The organism is Mycobacterium paraffinicum, from assembly GCF_025822865.1.
In the GTDB taxonomy this organism is placed as follows: Bacteria; Actinomycetota; Actinomycetes; order Mycobacteriales; family Mycobacteriaceae; genus Mycobacterium; species Mycobacterium paraffinicum.
Map to the genome: position 1 here is coordinate 24,651 of NZ_JACKUR010000032.1, position 16,424 is coordinate 41,074.

Sequence of the window (16,424 nt, forward strand, 5' to 3'; positions counted from 1 at the left end):
CGCCACCAAAACCGCCAAATCCCGGGTAAGTTGAGCCGGTGACGAGCCCGCATTTTGCGTGGTTGCCGCCCGAAGTCAACTCGGCACGAATCTTCGCGGGTCCCGGAGCCGGGCCGCTGCTTGCTGCCGCGGAAGCCTGGGACGGCCTGGCCGAGGACCTGGCTTCGTCAGCATCGTCATTTTCTTCGGTCACGTCAAATTTGGCCAACGGGTCCTGGCAGGGCCCGTCGTCGGCGGCGATGATGGCCCTCGCCACGCACTACGTGAGCTGGCTCAGCGCGGCCGCCGCCCAGGCTGAGGCGGTGTCCAGCCAGGCGTCGGCCGTCGCGCACGCGTTCGAGGGCGCGCTGGCAAACACCGTGCAGCCCGCGGTGGTCGCGGCCAACCGCGCTCTGGCGCGGGCGCTGTCGTCCACGAACTGGCTGGGCCAGAACACCCCCGCGATCGCCGACATCGAGGCCGCGTACGACCAGATGTGGGCGTCGGACGTGGAAGCGATGTACGGCTACCACGCCGACGCGTCGGCGGCGGTGCAGAAACTGGCGCCCTGGCAGCAGGTCCTGCAGAACCTCGGCTTCCACTTCAGCAGCAGCGGACAGCTCACCTTCGGCCTGCCCGCGGCGCGCGTTCCGCGCACGCTCTGACGGCCCCGGCCCGCGCCTATCCTGAGCATCATGCGCACGAAGAAGAAGGTGGACATCGAGCGGCTCGCCGCCGCCCTCCCCGACTACCCGTACGCGTACCTGGTGACCGTCGACGACGACTACCGCGTGCACACCGTGACCGTCGAGCCGCAGCTGCGCGAGGCGATCGTCGACGTCGGCCTCATCGGCGGCCGCACCCGGCAGAATCTCGCCCAGCGCCGCGACGTCACCCTGCTGTGGCCCCCGACCGAGCCCGGCGGCTATTCGCTGATCGTCGACGGAACGGCCGAGGTGACGGATGCGGGGGACGCGGTACGGCTCGGCGTCGTGCCCACCCGCGCGCTGTTGCACCGCGAGGCCGACCCCGGCTCCCCCGGCGCGGCCAAGGGCTGCCTGCACGACTGCGTGGTGTTCTCGCTGCCGGCCTAGCGGCGATCGCAAGCGCGGCGAAGTCGGGCGCAGCGGGTCGCCGCCATCGGCCCAGCGCCGTACAGTCTGATCCGTGAGTCGCGTCGCACCGCTCGCCCCGCCGTGGAGCGAGGAAGATGCCACCGGGATCAACAGCTGGGGTCACCCGGACCGCACCTATGAGCCGCTGCTTCTGGTGCGCTGCCTGCAGCGCCACCCGGCGCTGGCCACCCGGCTGCGCAAGCTCGGCGAATCACTCTATGTCGCAGCGCTTTTGCCGGCCCGTACCCGGACGATCGCGATCCTGCGCACCTGCGCACTGGTCGGCTGCGCGTACGAATGGGGCGGGCAGGCGGCGTTCTGGGGTCCGATCGCGGGGGTCAGCGACGACGAGTGCGACGCGCTGGTGACCGGCGGCAGCGATGCCGCCGCCGACCTGCGGTGGAGCGCGGCCGAACGGACCCTGATCGGCGCGGTGGACGAACTTGAGCGCACCGGTTCGTGGTCGGAGCCGACGTGGATTGCACTGGGGCGCTTCCTTACCGACGAGCAGCGGATCGAATTGCTCACGGCCGTCGGCTGGTATCGCACCATCTGCACGCTGTGCAACGCGCTGGCCCTGCCGGTGGAGGGCTGGATGCGGCGCTGGCCGTCAGCCGGCTGACCGGTCGCGGCTCGGGTCCGATTTCAGGCCCGGGTGCTGGTTCTTCAACAGCGGCAGCAGCAGCCGTCGCGGCATGAACTGGAACAGCCGGGTGCTGAGCCGGCTTGGCAGCCCGGCGATCACGGTGCCGCGGTCGTGCTCGAGCGCGTCGACGCCCACGCGCGCCACGTCACGCGAGGGCATCCACATGAACTTCGGGAACGCGTCGGCGAACTTCCGCTCGTCCATGCCCGCGGTCTTCAGGAACTCGGTGCGAACCGGCCCCGGGCACAGCAGCGAGACGGTGACACCGGTGCCGGCGAGTTCGCCGCGCACCCCCTCGGTGCAGGTCCGCACGAACGCCTTGGTGGCGGCGTAGCCCGCCTGCCCCGGGAAAGGGTGGTAGCCCGCGGTGGATCCGACGTTGAGGATCGCGCCACGTCCGCGCGGCACCATTTGCTGGACCGCGCGGGTGGTCAGGTCGATGACGGCCTCGACATTGACGCGCACCTGGGCGACCTCGTCGTCGACACGCGTCTTCGTCACCGATCCGATGGTGCCGATGCCGGCGTTGTTGACCAGGATGTCGGTGGTCAGCCCGCGGCGGTCCACCTCGTCGAGGAGACCGGCGCGGGCCGTCGCGTCCGCGACGTCGCAGGCGATCACCTCGACACGCACGCTTCGCGCCAGTTCTTCGGCCAGCTCGCGCAGCCGGTCTTCGCGGCGGGCGACGAGCGTGACGCCGTGGCCCCGGTCGGCCAGCTCCCGCGCGATGTCGGCGCCGATGCCCGACGATGCGCCGGTTACGACGGCGGTGCTGGTGGGTGAGGGAGTCGGAAGGGCCACGCTGTTAAACGTACAAGGCGGCCCAGCGCGCCGAACGTGCAGCCAGGGCGGAAAAATCGCCGAAATCCCGCCCTGAGCTCACGCTCGGCGGACACGAAAAAGCCCGGCCCCCAGGGGGACCGGGCTTTTTCAGTGCTTGGGACTTTTCCGCTCTTGGGCTTAGAAGTCCATGCCGCCCATGCCGCCGGTCGGGTCGCCCGCGGGAGCGGCCGCCTTCTCCGGCTTGTCGGCGACGACGGCCTCGGTCGTCAGGAACAGCCCGGCGATCGACGCGGCGTTCTGCAGCGCCGAGCGGGTGACCTTGACCGGGTCGGCAACGCCGGCCTTGAGCAGGTCCTCGTACTCACCGGTGGCGGCGTTCAGGCCGGTCCCGGCGGGCGAGTTGCGGACCTTCTCGGCGACAACGCCGGGCTCCAGCCCGGAGTTGAAGGCGATCTGCTTCAGCGGAGCCTCGAGCGCAACGCGCACGATGTTCACGCCGGTCGCCTCGTCACCGGAGAGCTTCAGCTCGTCCAGGGACGGAGACGCGTGCAGCAGGGCCACGCCACCACCGGCGACGATGCCCTCCTCGACGGCCGCCTTGGCGTTGCGGACCGCGTCCTCGATGCGGTGCTTGCGCTCCTTGAGCTCCACCTCGGTGGCGGCGCCGGCCTTGATCACCGCAACACCGCCGGCCAGCTTGGCCAGGCGCTCCTGCAGCTTCTCGCGGTCGTAGTCGGAGTCGCTGTTCTCGATCTCCTGGCGGATCTGGGCCACCCGGCCGGCGATGGCGTCGGTGTCACCGGCACCCTCGACGATCGTGGTCTCGTCCTTGGTGACGACGACCTTGCGGGCCTTACCGAGCAGGGCGACGTCGGCGCTCTCCAGCGACAGGCCGACCTCCTCGCTGATCACCTGACCACCGGTGAGGATCGCCATGTCCTGCAGCATCGCCTTGCGGCGGTCACCGAAGCCGGGGGCCTTGACGGCCACCGACTTGAAGGTGCCGCGGATCTTGTTGACGACCAGGGTGCTCAAAGCCTCACCCTCGACGTCCTCGGCGATGATCAGCAGCGGCTTGCCGGCCTGGATGACCTTCTCCAGCAGCGGGAGCAGGTCCTTGACCGTCGACACCTTGGAGCTGACCAGCAGGATGTAGGGGTCCTCGAGGACCGCTTCCTGCCGCTCGGCGTCGGTGACGAAGTAGCCCGAGATGTAGCCCTTGTCGAACCGCATGCCCTCGGTGAGCTCGAGCTGCAGGCCGAAGGTGTTGGACTCCTCGACGGTGATGACGCCTTCGTTGCCGACCTTGTCCATCGCCTCGGCGATCAGGTCACCGATCGACTGGTCGCCCGCGGAGATCGCGGCGGTCGCGGCGATCTGCTCCTTGGTCTCGACCTCCTTGGCCTGCTTGAGCAGGGTCTCGGTGACCTTCTCGACGGCCTTCTCGATGCCGCGCTTGAGACCCAGCGGGTTGGCGCCGGCCGCGACGTTCCGCAGGCCCTCTTTGACGAGCGCCTGGGCCAGCACCGTGGCCGTCGTCGTGCCGTCACCGGCGACGTCGTCGGTCTTCTTGGCGACTTCCTTGACCAGCTCGGCGCCGATCTTCTCGTACGGGTCCTCCAGCTCGATCTCCTTGGCGATGGACACACCATCGTTGGTGATCGTGGGGGCACCCCACTTCTTCTCCAGGACGACGTTGCGACCCTTGGGGCCCAACGTCACCTTTACCGCGTCGGCGAGGGCGTTGAGCCCCCGCTCGAGGCCGCGACGGGCCTCTTCGTCGTACGCAATTGTCTTGGCCATTGCGAAGTGATTCCTCCGGATCGGGAATGACACCGGGTGACCATGCGTGGCCACCCCATTACTTACGCTGGCCGGGTGCAGTGCCCGCGACGGACGACCCCAGGTGTCTGCTGGTCTCACCGTCCCGACCTAGCACTCGCCAGTCGCGAGAGTTCGCCCTTATCGCGGCGGGCGTAAACCGTCGATGACGACGTCGGTCGCCCGCTCGGCCAGCACCGAGTCGTAGGCCTGCATCGCCTGGCACCCGACCAGGATTGCCTTGAGATCCCGCATATCGATGTCGCGGCGCGCGGTCCCCGCGTTCTGCGCGGCGCGCAGCAGCTCGCCGAGCATGGCCTTGAAGGCGTCTTCGGCGTCGGGCGCGGCGCAGGCGATGTCGATCCCGTAGCCGGCCAGGGCGTCGACGAGGCCCCGGTCCGCGGCGCCCCACTGCAGCACCATCGAGCGCAGGAAGGCGAAGAGCGCCTCACCGGGCCCCTCGCTTTGCAGCAGGGCGTGCCCGTCGTCCACGAGGCCCTGCATGCGGTTTTCGATGACGGCCGTGAAGAGCGCCTCCTTGGTCGGGAAGTGCCGGTAGACCGTGCCCGCGCCGACGCCGGCGCGGCGGGCGACCTCGTCGATCGGCACGGACAGGCCCTCGGCCGCAAAGGTGTCGTAGGCGACGTCCAGCACGCGCGCGCGATTGCGCGCCGCGTCCGCGCGCAACGGGCGTGCGGGCTGCGCCATCTATTCACCCCTTCAGGTTGACAAAGCGGGGCGCGCGTTCCGTATAGTTGCCATCAACCGGAGCGCTCGCCCCGTTTAGTCTAACCGTTCTAGGAGAAACCCATGGCCAAATGGACCGCCGCCGACATTCCCGACCAGACCGGTCGCGTCGCCGTCATCACCGGGGCCAACACCGGCCTCGGCTACGAGACGGCCGCCGCGCTCGCCGACCACGGCGCCCGCGTCGTGCTGGCGGTGCGCGATCTGGACAAGGGCAAGGACGCCGCCGCCCGGATCACCGCCCGCAGTCCGCACGCCGAGGTGGCGCTGCAAGAGCTCGACCTGACGTCGCTGGACTCCGTCCGCGCCGCGGCCGAGCAACTCAAGGCCGATTACGACCGCGTCGACCTGCTGATCAACAACGCGGGCGTGATGTTCACCCCGAAGGCGACCACCAAGGACGGCTTCGAGCTGCAATTCGGCACCAACCACCTCGGCCACTTCGCCCTCACCGGCCTGCTGCTGGATCGGCTGCTGCCCGTCGCGGGTTCGCGGGTTATGACGGTCAGCAGCCAGGGCCATCGCTTCGGGCGGATCCGTTTCGACGACCTGCAATGGGAACGCCGCTACAGCAGGGTCGGGGCATACGGGCAGGCCAAGCTCGCCAACCTGCTGTTCACCTACGAGCTGCAGCGCCGGCTCGCGCCGCGGGGGACGACGAGCGCCGTGGCCGCGCACCCGGGCGGCTCGAGGACCGAACTGACCCGCAACCTCCCTGCACTGGTGGGGGCCCTCACGTCCGTGGTCGAGCCGCTCTTCCAAGGCGCCGACATGGGCGCCCTGCCCACGCTGCGCGCCGCCACCGACCCCGGCGTGCTCGGCGGCCAGTACTACGGCCCGGACGGTTTCGGCGAACAGCGCGGTTACCCCAAGCTGGTGACGTCCAACGGCCGGTCCCACGACGTCGACGCGCAGCGACGGCTGTGGGCGGTCTCGGAGGAGCTCACCGGCGTCACGTATCCCGTGGGCTGACCCGATGGTGCCGACCCGCAGCGCCCGGTGCATGCGCTGCGCTTGCGATCGGCACTACGGCAGGTCGAGCAGCTGCTCGTAGAAGCCGCCGAAGCCGCGGGCCCGGTCGGCGAGATGGATCTCCAGGATCCAATGGCAGGCGCGGCCGGCCGGGTCCGTGCGCCGCATCGGCTTGTGCGATCCGGGCATGATGTACCACTGGACGCCGGGGCCGGCGATCTTCTTGTGCGGGAACTCCCCGACCAGGTGACCGGCGATGGCACTGGCGAACTCGAAGCCCTCGGCGTGCGCCAGCCCGACGACGAAGTCGTACAGCTCGGCCCCGGTGATGTCCGGGCGCGCGTAGAAGTACTCGCGGCCGGCCTGCCACACCCGGGGCAGCGCGTCGCGGACGGCGGTCTTGTGCGGGTCGGCGCCGAGCACGAAGGTGCGGCCGAAGTCGGCCTCCCACTCCGCGAATATCGGTCCGAGGTCCAGGAAGACGATGTCGCCGTCGTCGACCACCCGGTCCGGCGGGCGCTCGCTGAAGGGCTGCAGGGTGTTCTCGCCGGCCCGCACGATCCGCCGATGCCAGTGCCGGGTGACCCCGAGCATTTCCGCGGCGAGCCGGTTGATTTCGTCGGACAACTGCTTTTCCGAGACGCCGGGGCGGATCATGGCGCGGCGCTCGATCTCGTCGAACAGTCGGGTCGCCTTCTCCTGGGCGTCGAGCAGCCGTTCCGCCCGAACTTCTTCGTCCGCCACGCCCGCGATGCTATAGCCGCACACTGGAGGCATGTCCCTCGTCGTGCCGCCCTATCCCCCACCCCGGTACACCAAGGACGAGCCGGAGATCAGCGCCTGGCTCAAGCGGGCCGACGCGCCGCCCGACTACGAGACCGGTGGCGTCAAATACCACTACCTGGCCAACCAGCAGGCCACCGGCGGCGACTACGGGCTGTACCGGGTCGACCTCCCCGCCGGCGGCGGCGGGCCCGGCCCGCACTTTCACCGGGCGATGTCCGAGGCCTTCTTCGTGCTGTCCGGGACGATGAAGCTCTACGACGGCACCCAGTGGGCCGACGGCCGGCAAGGCGACTTCCTCTATGTCCCGCCCGGCGGCGTCCACGGCTTCCACAACGGGGCCGACGAGCCGGCGTCGATCCTGATGCTGTTCGCGCCGGGCGCGCCGCGGGAGGCCTACTTCGAGGGCTTCGGGGCGCTCGCCGACATGACCGACGACGAGCGCAGGGAGTGGTTCGTCCGCCACGACAATTACTGGGTGCAGTAGACCCGCCGGGTTAATGGTGAGCGAACATTCGGCGCTCGGCGGCGATGCGCGCCGTGTGCGCGACGTAGGGTTTGGCCGTGCAGGTGAGGTCGAAGCGGGCTGCGGCGTGGCTGCGGATGAAGGTCGAGACGGCGTTCAGCGCCCCCATCAGGACCGCGGATCGGGTCAAACGACCGAGGCGCCCGGGCCTCCGGCGCCTGCCGACCGCGTCCGCCAGGGTCCGCGGGCGGCGGCTCAGGTCGCCGACCGGTCACCGACCGAAGCGGTAGTCGGCGCCGACCAACTCGCGGGTGCGCTCGAAGAAAATCCGCCCGCTGTACGGCAATTGCGTGACCACTTTGCCGCTGGGATGGCGGAAGTAGTTGTTGCACGCCAGCCAGACCTTGCCCGCCATCGCGGCCTGGATCTCGTCGTTGTAGCGGCGCTGCGCCCCGGGCGTCACCTCCACCGTGCGCGCGCCACGGCCGTCCATCGCGTCGAGGATATGACGGACGAAGGTCGTCTGCGCCTCGTGGATGTAGATGATCGAGTTGACGCCGTTCGTGTTGGGGCCATACAGCGTGAAGAAGTTGGGGTAACCGGCCACCAGCGTGCCCAGGTACGCCTCGGCGCCGCCGCTCCAGTCGTCGGCCAGGCGGCGACCGCCGGTGCCGTATACGTCGATGCTCGCCAGATAGTCGGAGGCCTTGAACCCGGTGCCGTAGATGATGGTGTCCACGCGGTGCTCGACGCCGTCCGCGGTGCGTACGCCCCGCTCGGTCAGCTCGGCGATCGCGGTGGTCTCCAGGGAGACGTTGGGCAACGCGAACGTGGGGTACCACTCGCGTGACATCAGCGGCCGCTTGCAGCCGGCGGGATAGTCCGGCATCAGTTTGGCCCGCAGCTCGGGGTCGGCGACCTTGCGCATGAGGTAACTGCGGGCCAGCTCGGTGGCCTCTCGCGTCTGGGCATGTTCGACGTCGAAGCTGGCCGACTCATAGGCGTCGAAGGCCTCGTCCCTGAGCTTGCGCGCCATCGCGGGGTCGCGCTCGAACAGCTCGTGCTGCTCGGGGGTGAACGGGAAGTCGAATCGGGGTGCGATCCAGATCGGGGTCCGCTGAAACACGGTCAGGTGCGCGGTCTTTCGCGCTATCGCGGGCACGTACTGGATAGCGCTGGCGCCCGTTCCGATGGACGCCACCCGCTCCCCGGCCGTCGACTTGCTGTGGTCCCAACGGGCCGAATGGAATTGGCGTCCCCGGAATCGCCGCGCGCCGGGAATCTCCGGGATGTGGGGCACGTCGAGCATCCCGACGGCGCTGACCACCACGTCGAATTCGTGCTCGCGCCCGCCGCCGTCGGTCAGCGTCCAGCGGCGCCGGGCGTCCGACCAGCGCACGTCGACAATCGCGGTGTTGGCCCGCAGGCGCGCGCCCAACCCATGGTCGATGGCGACCCTTTCCAGGTACGCCAGGATCTCGGGCTGGTTGGCGTACGTCTTGCTCCACCGCGGGTTGGGGGCGAAGGAATACGAGTACAGGTGCGACGGGACGTCGCACGCCGCGCCCGGAAAGGTGTTGTGGCGCCAGGTCCCGCCGAATCCGTCGGCGCGGTCGAAGATGGTGAACTCGTAGCCGCCCCCGGCCAGTTGGATGCCCATGGCGATGCCGCCGGCGCCCGCGCCGATGATGCCGACGGTCGGCTTCACGCCCATTGCGAGAAGTACGGTCGCTGCGGGCGGCTCTTCTCCACCAGGATGAACACCACGCCCCAGGGGTCGGCGAACCACGTGGTGCGGACCCGCGCGACCTCCGCGATTCCCGTGACCAGAAAGCGCACGCCCTTGCCCTCGAGCTCCGCCCGGGTGGCGTCGATGTCGTCACAGATGAGTCCGACGTGGGACAGCCCGTGGTCGGTCAGTGCCCTGCCGCCGGCGCGCCCGTCCGGTCGCACGCCGAGGTATTCGATCACCTCGAGCACGCGATCGCCGTCGCCCGGCAACCCCACGATGGCCGCCTTCATGCTGGGGTCTTCCACCAGCTCGCCCATGTCGTCGCGAATGGCGTTACCGGTCATCACATAGGGCGGCGAGAGCACACGCAGGCCCAATACGTCTCGGTAAAACGCCACGGCCGCCTCGCAATCCGGAACACACACCCCGGTGTGGGCCATTCCGGTAATCACGTTCTCGACTGTACGTCGAAGCGCCGCGGCCCCCAACGAGATGGGGACTTTTGGCGCAACGTCGGCTCTGGTCCATGCCCGAAGAACTCACCGGGGTCGGCTTCGCAATCCGACGGGCCGATAATGGCCGGGTGCGGTCGGTCGAAGAACATCAGCGCGTCGTAGCCGAACTGATCCGTCCCCGGCCGGCGGACACCGCCGCGCTGGCCGAGGCGCAGGGCCTGGTCCTGGCCGACGACGTGGTCGCGGGGCTGGCGCTACCGGTCTTCGACAACTCCGCGATGGACGGATACGCGGTGCGCGCCGAGGACACCTCCGGCGCCACGCCCGAGCACCCGGTGGCGCTCGAGGTCGCCGAGGACATTCCGGCCGGGCGGACCGACGAGCTGACGCTGCAACCGAACACCGCGCACCGCATCATGACCGGCGCACCGCTGCCCGCCGGGGCGACGGCCGTCGTGCCCGTCGAAGACACCGACGGCGGGGTGGATGTCGTGTCGATCCGCGCGCCGCGCGAGGCCGGCAAGCACATCCGGCGTGCGGGTGAGGACGTCGCCCCCGGCACCACCGTGCTGCGGCGCGGCCAGGTGGTGACGCCGGCCGTGCTCGGCCTGGCCGCGGCGCTGGGGATGGCCGAACTGCCCGTGCTCCCGCGCCAACGCGTGCTGGTGATATCGACCGGGTCGGAGCTGGTGGCGCCGGGCAACCCGCTGCGGCCGGGGCAGATCTACGAGTCCAACTCGATCATGCTGGCCGGCGCCGTCCGCGACGCGGGCGCCGACGTGATCGAGGTGGCCACCGCCGAAGACGATGTCGCACAGTTCAGTTCGCTCATCCACAAGCATGCCGGCGAGGCAGACCTGATCATCACCAGCGGCGGGGTCAGCGCCGGCGCCTACGAGGTGGTCAAGGACGCGTTCGGCCGCGAGGGCGGCCAGGGCGTGGAGTTCGTCAAGGTGGCGATGCAGCCCGGCATGCCGCAGGGCATCGGCCGGGTGGCCGGCGCGACGATCGTCACCCTGCCCGGCAACCCGGTCAGCGCCCTGGTGTCCTTCGAGGTGTTCATCCGGCCCGCGCTGCGCAAAGCCATGGGCCTGCCCGACCCGGAACGCCCGCACCGGGCCGCCGTGCTCACCGAGTCGTTGACCTCGCCACGCGGCAAACGGCAGTTCCGCCGCGCGGTGCTGGACCGCGACGCCGGCACCGTCACCAGCTACGGCCCGCCCGCCTCGCACCACCTGCGGTGGCTGGCGTCGGCGAACGCGCTGCTGGACATCCCCGAGGACGTCGTCGAGGTGTCCGAGGGAACCGAGCTACAGGTCTGGGACTTGGCCTAGGCCGCGGGGGTGGCCACCTGCCGGTGGAATTCGTCGGCGCGGTCAAAGGCGGTGGCGCAGCGGATGGCGACGGCGACAACGGTCATCAGCACCGGGATCGTCACCAGGGCCGCGGCCAATCCGACCCGGTCGGCCAGGTGGCCGATCAGCGGCGGCCCCAGCAGGTAGCCCAGCCAGCCCGTCGCCGCGACGATGGCGATCGCCGAGCCCGCACCGCCCGCACCGTAGGCCGCGCTGAACGCGGTGGGCACCAGCAGCGCCACGCCGACCCCCAGACACGCGAATCCAACAACGCTGACAACGGAATTGGCGGTCGCCAGCGTCACGCCCATGCCCGCCGCGGCGAACAGCGCGAGGGCGGGCAGCAGCCGGCGGGCCGACACCCGCGCGTGCAGGCGGATCGCGCCCAGCCGGGTGACGACCATCGTCAGCGTGTAGGCCGCGTAGCTCAACGCGGCGACTCCGGGACCCGCGCCGACGACGTTGCGCAGGTAGTTGGCCGACCAGTCGGTGGCGGCGCCCTCGCACAGGAACGACACGAAGGCGACGGCCGCAAGGATCGCCACCGTCGGCGTCAGCCAGGCCCCTTTGGCGGGCGATTCCGCGGACCCGCCCGCCCGGTCCGGAATCAGCCGCCGGGTGAGCGCCCCGACGACGACCAGGACCGCGAGCCCGACCGCCGCCAGCTGGGGCGTCAGGCCGATGCCCGCGCCGACGCACGCCGCGCCGATCAGGGCGCCCAGTAACGCGCCGACGCTCCACATGCCGTGGAAGCGGGCCATGATCGGCGCCCGGGCCAAGCGCTCGACCGTGCCCGCCTGGGTGTTCATCGCGACGTCCAGCCCGCCCTGGAACATCCCCCACAACGCCAGCGCCGCAAACAGCCAGGGCCCGGAGCGGGCCAGCCCCACCGTCGTGCCGGCGAGGGCGTAGCCGGCGGCCGTCACCGGGATCAGCCGGTGGCTGCCCCAGCGCGGCAGCGCCCAGTGGCTGCCCAGCGTGGCCACGACCGACCCCAGGGGCGCACCGAACAGCGCCGTCCCCAGCGCCGCGTCGGACAGGCCGAGGTCGGCCTTGACGGCCGGAATGTGGGCGGCCCACGAGGAGAACCCCACGGCGTGGGCGATGAATACGGCGGTGACGGCGACCTTCGCCGGGCGCAGCCGCGGCGCCCAATCGTCATTCGGATGCATATCGAAGGTGGGCGTTCCCCCTGCGGGCCCGAACCAACCGGCCGCGCCTTTCGTAAGATGGCCGCGTGGCACGACGCCCCCGCCCTGTCGGCCCTACGGCCGAGGATCCAACGTTTCGCCCGCAGCACGCGTTGGAGTTGGTGCGCTCGACCATTCCGCCCGTACACCCGGCCGGCCGCCCGTTCATCGCCGGCGGCCTGGCGGTGGCGCTGGCCGGCCGCCGGCACCGGTGGATCCGGCGGGCCGGCCTGCTGGCGGCGGGCGCCTGCGCGGGGTTCTTCCGCCATCCGCCGCGGGTGCCGCCGACCCGGCCGGGCGCGATCGTCGCGCCCGCCGACGGGGTGGTGTGCGTGATCGATTCCGCCGCCCCGCCGGCCGAACTCGGCATGGGCGACGCGCCGCTCCCGCGGGTCAGCATCTTCCTGTCACTGCTGGACGCCCACGTGCAGCGCGCCCCGGTGAGCGGCGAGGTGATCGCCATGCAGCACTGGCCCGGCCGGTTCGGGTCGGCCGACCTCGCCGCGGCCAGCACCGAGAACGAACGCACCAGTCTGCGGATCCGGACGGCCACCGGCGCGGAGGTGGTGGCGGTGCAGGTCGCCGGGCTGCTGGCGCGGCGCATCATCTGCGACGCTCGCGTCGGCGACAAGCTGACGATCGGTGACACCTACGGGCTGATCCGGTTCGGCTCCCGGCTCGACACCTATCTGCCGCCGGGCGCCGAGCCGCTGGTCCAAGTCGGGCAGCGCGCGATCGCCGGCGAAACCGTGCTGGCCGTGCTGTCATGATCAGCAAGCCGCGCGGCAGGCCGTCGGTCAACCTGCAGATCCTGCCGAGCGCGATGACCGTGCTGTCCATCTGCGCGGGCCTGACCGCGATCCGGTTCGCCCTCGAGCATCAGCCCAAGGCGGCGATGGCCTTGATCGCCGCGGCGGCGATTCTGGACGGCCTGGACGGCCGGGTGGCCCGCATCCTGGACGCCCAGTCGCGCATGGGCGAGGAGATCGACTCGCTGGCCGACGCGGTGAACTTCGGGGTGACACCGGCGATCGTGCTCTACGTGACATTGCTGGGGAAGTCGCCGGCCGGCTGGGTGGTGATCCTGCTCTACGCGGTATGCGTCGTGCTGAGGCTGGCGCGGTATAACGCGCTGCAGGACGACGGCAGCCAGCCCGCCTACACCCACGAGTTCTTCGTCGGCATGCCGGCGCCGGCCGGTGCGGTGTCGATGATCGGCCTCGTCGGGCTCAAACTTCAGTTCGGTGAGGGCTGGTGGACGTCGACGACGTTCCTGTGCATCTGGATCACGGGGACGTCGATGCTGATGATCAGCAAGATCCCGATGCGCAAGATGCACGCCGCGGCGGTGCCGCCCAGCTGGGCCGCGCCGCTGTTGGCCCTGTTGGCCATCTGCGCGGCCGCGGCGGTGCTGGCGCCCTACGTCCTGATCTGGGTCATCATCATCGCCTACCTGTGCCACGTGCCGTTCGCGGTCCGCAACCAGCGCTGGCTGGCGGCGCACCCCGAGGCGTGGGCCGACGAACCCAAGCAGCGCCGCGCCGCGCGCCGCGCGATCCGCCGGGCGCAGCCGCACCGCCGGTCGATGGCGCGGCTGGGGCTGCGCAAACCGGGCGGGCGCCTGCCATGAGCCGGCCGGGTGAGGATGCCGCCCGTCAGCTCACGCTCACCGCGCGGTTGAACACCTCCGCCGTGGACTCGCGCCGCGGCGTCGTCCGGTTGCATCCGAGCGCCGTTGCCGCGCTTGGCATTCGGGAATGGGACGCGGTGGCGCTGACCGGCTCGCGGACCACCGCGGCGGTGGCGGCCCTCGGCGGGCCGGACACCCCGGTCGGCACGGTGCTGCTCGACGACGTGACGTTGTCCAACGCCGGGCTGCGCGAAGGCAACCCGGTGATCGTCGGCGCGGTCACCGTCTATGGCGCCCGGTCGGTGACGCTGTCCGGCTCGTCGCTGGCCCACCAGTCGATCTCGCCGGTCACGTTGCGGCAGGCCCTGCTCGGCAAGGTGCTGACCGTCGGCGACGCCGTGTCACTGCTGCCCCGCGACCTCGGCCCGCCGTTCTCGACGTCGGCCGCCGCCCGCGCGCTGGCCGCCTCGGTGGGAATCAGCTGGACCTCCGAGCTGCTGACCGTCACCGGCGTCGACCCGGCGGGCCCGGTCAGCGTGCAGCCCAACTCGCTGGTCACCTGGGGTGTCGGCGTGCCGACCACGGCCGCGCCGTCGCAGGACTTCGTCGACGTCGCCAGCCCGGAGACCGTCGTCGAGGAGCTCAAGGGATCGCAGCCGCAGGCCGCCAAGCTCGCCGAGTGGCTCAAGCTCGCCCTCGACGAACCGCACCTGCTCAAGACGCTGGGCGCGGGCGCCAACCTCGGTGTGCTGGTGTCGGGTCCGGCCGGCGTCGGCAAGGTGACGCTGGTGCGCGCGGTGTGCGACGGCCGCAGGCTGGTGAAGCTGGACGGCCCGGAGGTCGGCGCGCTGAACGCCGAAGACCGGCTCAAGACCGTGAGTTCGGCGGTGCAGGCCGTCCGCGACGGCGGTGGTGTCCTGCTGATCACCGACGTCGACGCCCTGCTGCCGGCCACCCCCGAACCGGTGGCCGCCCTGATCCTGGGCGAGCTGCGAACCGCGGTGGCGACCGAGGGCGTCGCGCTGATCGCCACCTCGGCGCGGCCCGACCAGCTCGACGCCCGGCTGCGCGCGCCGGACCTGTGCGACCGGGAGCTGAGCCTGCCGCTGCCCGACGCCGGCACCCGCAAGGCGCTGCTGGAGTCACTGCTGAAATCGGTGCCGGCCGGCGCCCTGGATCTCAACGAGATTGCCTCGCGCACACCGGGTTTCGTGGTTGCCGACCTGGCGGCGCTGCTGCGGGAAGCGGCGCTGCGCGCGGCGTCGCGCGCCAGCACCGACGGCCGGCCACCCGAGCTGAACCAGGACGACCTCCTCGGTGCGCTGACCGTCATCCGGCCGCTGTCCCGTTCGGCCAGCGAGGAAGTGACCGTCGGCAATGTCACCCTCAACGACGTCGGCGACATGGCCGAGGCCCGGCAGGCGCTGACCGAAGCCGTGTTGTGGCCGCTGCAGCATCCCGACACCTTCGCCCGGTTGGGTGTCGAACCGCCGCGCGGGGTGCTGCTGTACGGCCCACCCGGCTGCGGCAAGACTTTCGTCGTGCGCGCGCTGGCCAGCACCGGGCAGCTGTCCGTGCACGCCGTCAAGGGCTCCGAGCTGATGGACAAATGGGTGGGCAGCTCGGAAAAGGCCGTCCGCGAACTGTTTCGGCGTGCCCGCGACTCGGCCCCGTCCCTGGTGTTCCTCGACGAGATCGACGCGCTGGCGCCCCGGCGCGGGCAGAGCTTCGACTCGGGCGTGACCGATCGGGTGGTCGCCGCGCTGCTGACCGAGCTCGACGGCGTCAATCCCCTGCGCGACGTCGTCGTGCTGGGCGCCACCAACCGGCCCGACCTGATCGACCCGGCGTTGCTGCGCCCGGGCCGGCTGGAGCGGCGGGTGTTCGTCGAACCGCCCGACGCCGCCGCCCGCCGCGAAATCCTGCACACCGCGGGAAAATCCGTCCCGCTGAGCGACGACGTCGACCTCGACGAGGTGGCCGCCGGGCTCGACGGCTACAGCGCCGCCGATTGCGTGGCGCTGCTGCGGGAGGCGGCACTGACCGCGATGCGGCGGTCCATCGACGCCACCGACGTGACGGCCGCCGACATCGCGGCCGCGCGCCAAATCGTGCGGCCCTCATTGGATCCCACGCAGGTCGCGGCGCTACGGGCCTTCGCCAAGGCTCCGTAGCACGGCCAGCGCCGACGCCGCGACGTCGCCTTCCAACCAGTCGGGCATCGGGTCGTCGTGGGCGTGGCGCCGGACGACCGCATAGGGCAGGTCCGCGACCGCACGCGCGACGGCGTCGACGGACCGGGGCTTGTCGTTCCCATACAACTGCCGGGCCAACACCGCGACCCGCTCGGTCAGTGGGGCGTTCATCGCGGCCAGCGTCCGCTGGAACTCCGCGTCGGGCTCCTCGTCGAGCAGGTCGCCGGGCCGGATCGTCAACAACAGCCGGGCGTCGTCGGGCAGCTCGCGCGCGAAGCTGACGGCGGCCACGGCCATGGCTATCGCGGTGTCCGCCGGGGTTTCGCCGTCGGCGGCCAGCGCCCTTGCCTGGAAGCGTTCGAGCGCGCGCAGCCATGCCGCCGTCAGGATGCCGTCGCGGTTGCCGAACCGGTGATACAGGGTGCCCGCGGGCGCGCCGCTGGTCTTGGCGATGGCCGCGACGCTGGCCGCGCGCGGTCCGCCGGCGAGCACCAGCGCGCGGGCGGCGTCGAGGATCACATCGGTTTCATGCTTCCGCGGAGGTGCCACGATCTA

Annotated in this window: 18 protein-coding genes; 9 read left to right on the top strand and 9 right to left on the bottom strand. The window is 71.0% G+C overall.

Annotated features, from left to right (window positions below; translation table 11 throughout):
* Positions 1-38 precede the first annotated feature (38 nt).
* The 3 genes from H7J89_RS21875 to H7J89_RS21885 all read left to right on the top strand — a co-directional run bounded on the left by H7J89_RS21875 (position 39) and on the right by H7J89_RS21885 (position 1,716).
* Positions 39-644, top strand: a complete 606-nt coding sequence (locus H7J89_RS21875; RefSeq protein WP_264046591.1) for a PPE family protein — start codon at positions 39-41, stop codon at positions 642-644.
* A 30-nt stretch (positions 645-674) separates the two neighbouring features.
* Positions 675-1,073, top strand: coding sequence for a pyridoxamine 5'-phosphate oxidase family protein (locus tag H7J89_RS21880; protein ID WP_264046593.1), 399 nt, complete (start codon positions 675-677; stop codon positions 1,071-1,073).
* 73 nt (positions 1,074-1,146) lie between these two features.
* Positions 1,147-1,716 carry a carboxymuconolactone decarboxylase family protein gene (locus H7J89_RS21885; RefSeq protein ID WP_264046595.1) on the top strand — a complete coding sequence of 190 codons (570 nt, stop codon included), beginning with the start codon at positions 1,147-1,149 and terminating at the stop codon, positions 1,714-1,716.
* On the opposite strand, the gene H7J89_RS21890 is transcribed toward H7J89_RS21885, so the two are convergent.
* The 3 genes from H7J89_RS21890 to H7J89_RS21900 all read right to left on the bottom strand — a co-directional run bounded on the left by H7J89_RS21890 (position 1,705) and on the right by H7J89_RS21900 (position 5,052).
* Complete coding sequence (locus H7J89_RS21890; RefSeq protein ID WP_264046598.1) at positions 1,705-2,541, bottom strand: SDR family NAD(P)-dependent oxidoreductase; 837 nt, start codon at positions 2,539-2,541, stop codon at positions 1,705-1,707. The two genes, H7J89_RS21885 and H7J89_RS21890, sit on opposite strands and share 12 nt — an antisense overlap.
* A 159-nt stretch (positions 2,542-2,700) precedes the next feature.
* Entirely contained in the window at positions 2,701-4,326 is a 1,626-nt protein-coding gene (gene groL / locus H7J89_RS21895; RefSeq protein ID WP_067949166.1) for a chaperonin GroEL, read from the bottom strand.
* 159 nt (positions 4,327-4,485) lie between these two features.
* Complete coding sequence (locus H7J89_RS21900; protein WP_264046600.1) at positions 4,486-5,052, bottom strand: TetR/AcrR family transcriptional regulator; 567 nt, start codon at positions 5,050-5,052, stop codon at positions 4,486-4,488.
* Positions 5,053-5,154: 102 nt separating this feature from the next.
* Between H7J89_RS21900 and H7J89_RS21905 the strand changes: the two genes are divergently transcribed.
* Positions 5,155-6,063 (top strand): SDR family NAD(P)-dependent oxidoreductase, encoded by a 909-nt coding sequence (locus H7J89_RS21905; RefSeq protein ID WP_264046602.1) that lies wholly within the window; start codon positions 5,155-5,157, stop codon positions 6,061-6,063.
* 54 nt (positions 6,064-6,117) lie between these two features.
* Here H7J89_RS21905 and H7J89_RS21910 read toward each other — a convergent pair whose 3' ends face one another.
* Positions 6,118-6,840 (bottom strand): M24 family metallopeptidase, encoded by a 723-nt coding sequence (locus H7J89_RS21910; RefSeq protein ID WP_264046604.1) that lies wholly within the window; start codon positions 6,838-6,840, stop codon positions 6,118-6,120.
* Here H7J89_RS21910 and H7J89_RS21915 point away from each other — a divergent pair.
* Complete coding sequence (locus tag H7J89_RS21915; protein WP_264046606.1) at positions 6,839-7,333, top strand: cupin domain-containing protein; 495 nt, start codon at positions 6,839-6,841, stop codon at positions 7,331-7,333. The two genes, H7J89_RS21910 and H7J89_RS21915, sit on opposite strands and share 2 nt — an antisense overlap.
* A 10-nt stretch (positions 7,334-7,343) precedes the next feature.
* On the opposite strand, the gene H7J89_RS21920 is transcribed toward H7J89_RS21915, so the two are convergent.
* From H7J89_RS21920 to H7J89_RS21930, 3 genes are all read right to left on the bottom strand, one after another.
* Positions 7,344-7,502: a hypothetical protein gene (locus tag H7J89_RS21920; protein ID WP_264046609.1), complete on the bottom strand. Its 159-nt coding sequence runs from the start codon at positions 7,500-7,502 to the stop codon at positions 7,344-7,346.
* A gap of 81 nt (positions 7,503-7,583) precedes the next feature.
* Entirely contained in the window at positions 7,584-9,026 is a 1,443-nt protein-coding gene (locus H7J89_RS21925; protein WP_264046611.1) for a flavin-containing monooxygenase, read from the bottom strand.
* Entirely contained in the window at positions 9,017-9,496 is a 480-nt protein-coding gene (locus tag H7J89_RS21930) for a VOC family protein (protein ID WP_264046613.1), read from the bottom strand. The genes H7J89_RS21925 and H7J89_RS21930 overlap by 10 nt, the downstream gene beginning before the upstream one ends.
* A gap of 131 nt (positions 9,497-9,627) precedes the next feature.
* Here H7J89_RS21930 and moeA point away from each other — a divergent pair, with 131 nt between their 5' ends.
* On the top strand, positions 9,628-10,833 hold the full coding sequence (gene moeA / locus H7J89_RS21935; protein ID WP_264046614.1) for a molybdopterin molybdotransferase MoeA: 1,206 nt from the start codon (positions 9,628-9,630) through the stop codon (positions 10,831-10,833).
* Here moeA and H7J89_RS21940 read toward each other — a convergent pair.
* Positions 10,830-12,026 carry an MFS transporter gene (locus H7J89_RS21940; RefSeq protein ID WP_264046617.1) on the bottom strand — a complete coding sequence of 399 codons (1,197 nt, stop codon included), beginning with the start codon at positions 12,024-12,026 and terminating at the stop codon, positions 10,830-10,832. The two genes, moeA and H7J89_RS21940, sit on opposite strands and share 4 nt — an antisense overlap.
* A gap of 65 nt (positions 12,027-12,091) precedes the next feature.
* Here H7J89_RS21940 and H7J89_RS21945 point away from each other — a divergent pair, with 65 nt between their 5' ends.
* From H7J89_RS21945 to H7J89_RS21955, 3 genes are read left to right on the top strand one after another with little or no spacing between them, the layout of a single operon-like run.
* Positions 12,092-12,814, top strand: a complete 723-nt coding sequence (locus H7J89_RS21945) for a phosphatidylserine decarboxylase (RefSeq protein ID WP_264046619.1) — start codon at positions 12,092-12,094, stop codon at positions 12,812-12,814.
* Positions 12,811-13,674, top strand: a complete 864-nt coding sequence (pssA, locus tag H7J89_RS21950; protein WP_264046620.1) for a CDP-diacylglycerol--serine O-phosphatidyltransferase — start codon at positions 12,811-12,813, stop codon at positions 13,672-13,674. Before H7J89_RS21945 ends, pssA begins: the two co-directional genes overlap by 4 nt.
* Positions 13,671-15,848 (top strand): AAA family ATPase, encoded by a 2,178-nt coding sequence (locus H7J89_RS21955; RefSeq protein WP_264046622.1) that lies wholly within the window; start codon positions 13,671-13,673, stop codon positions 15,846-15,848. The genes pssA and H7J89_RS21955 overlap by 4 nt, the downstream gene beginning before the upstream one ends.
* Here H7J89_RS21955 and H7J89_RS21960 read toward each other — a convergent pair.
* Positions 15,822-16,418, bottom strand: a complete 597-nt coding sequence (locus H7J89_RS21960) for a TetR/AcrR family transcriptional regulator (RefSeq protein WP_264046624.1) — start codon at positions 16,416-16,418, stop codon at positions 15,822-15,824. The genes H7J89_RS21955 and H7J89_RS21960 overlap by 27 nt on opposite strands.
* Positions 16,419-16,424 lie beyond the last annotated feature (6 nt).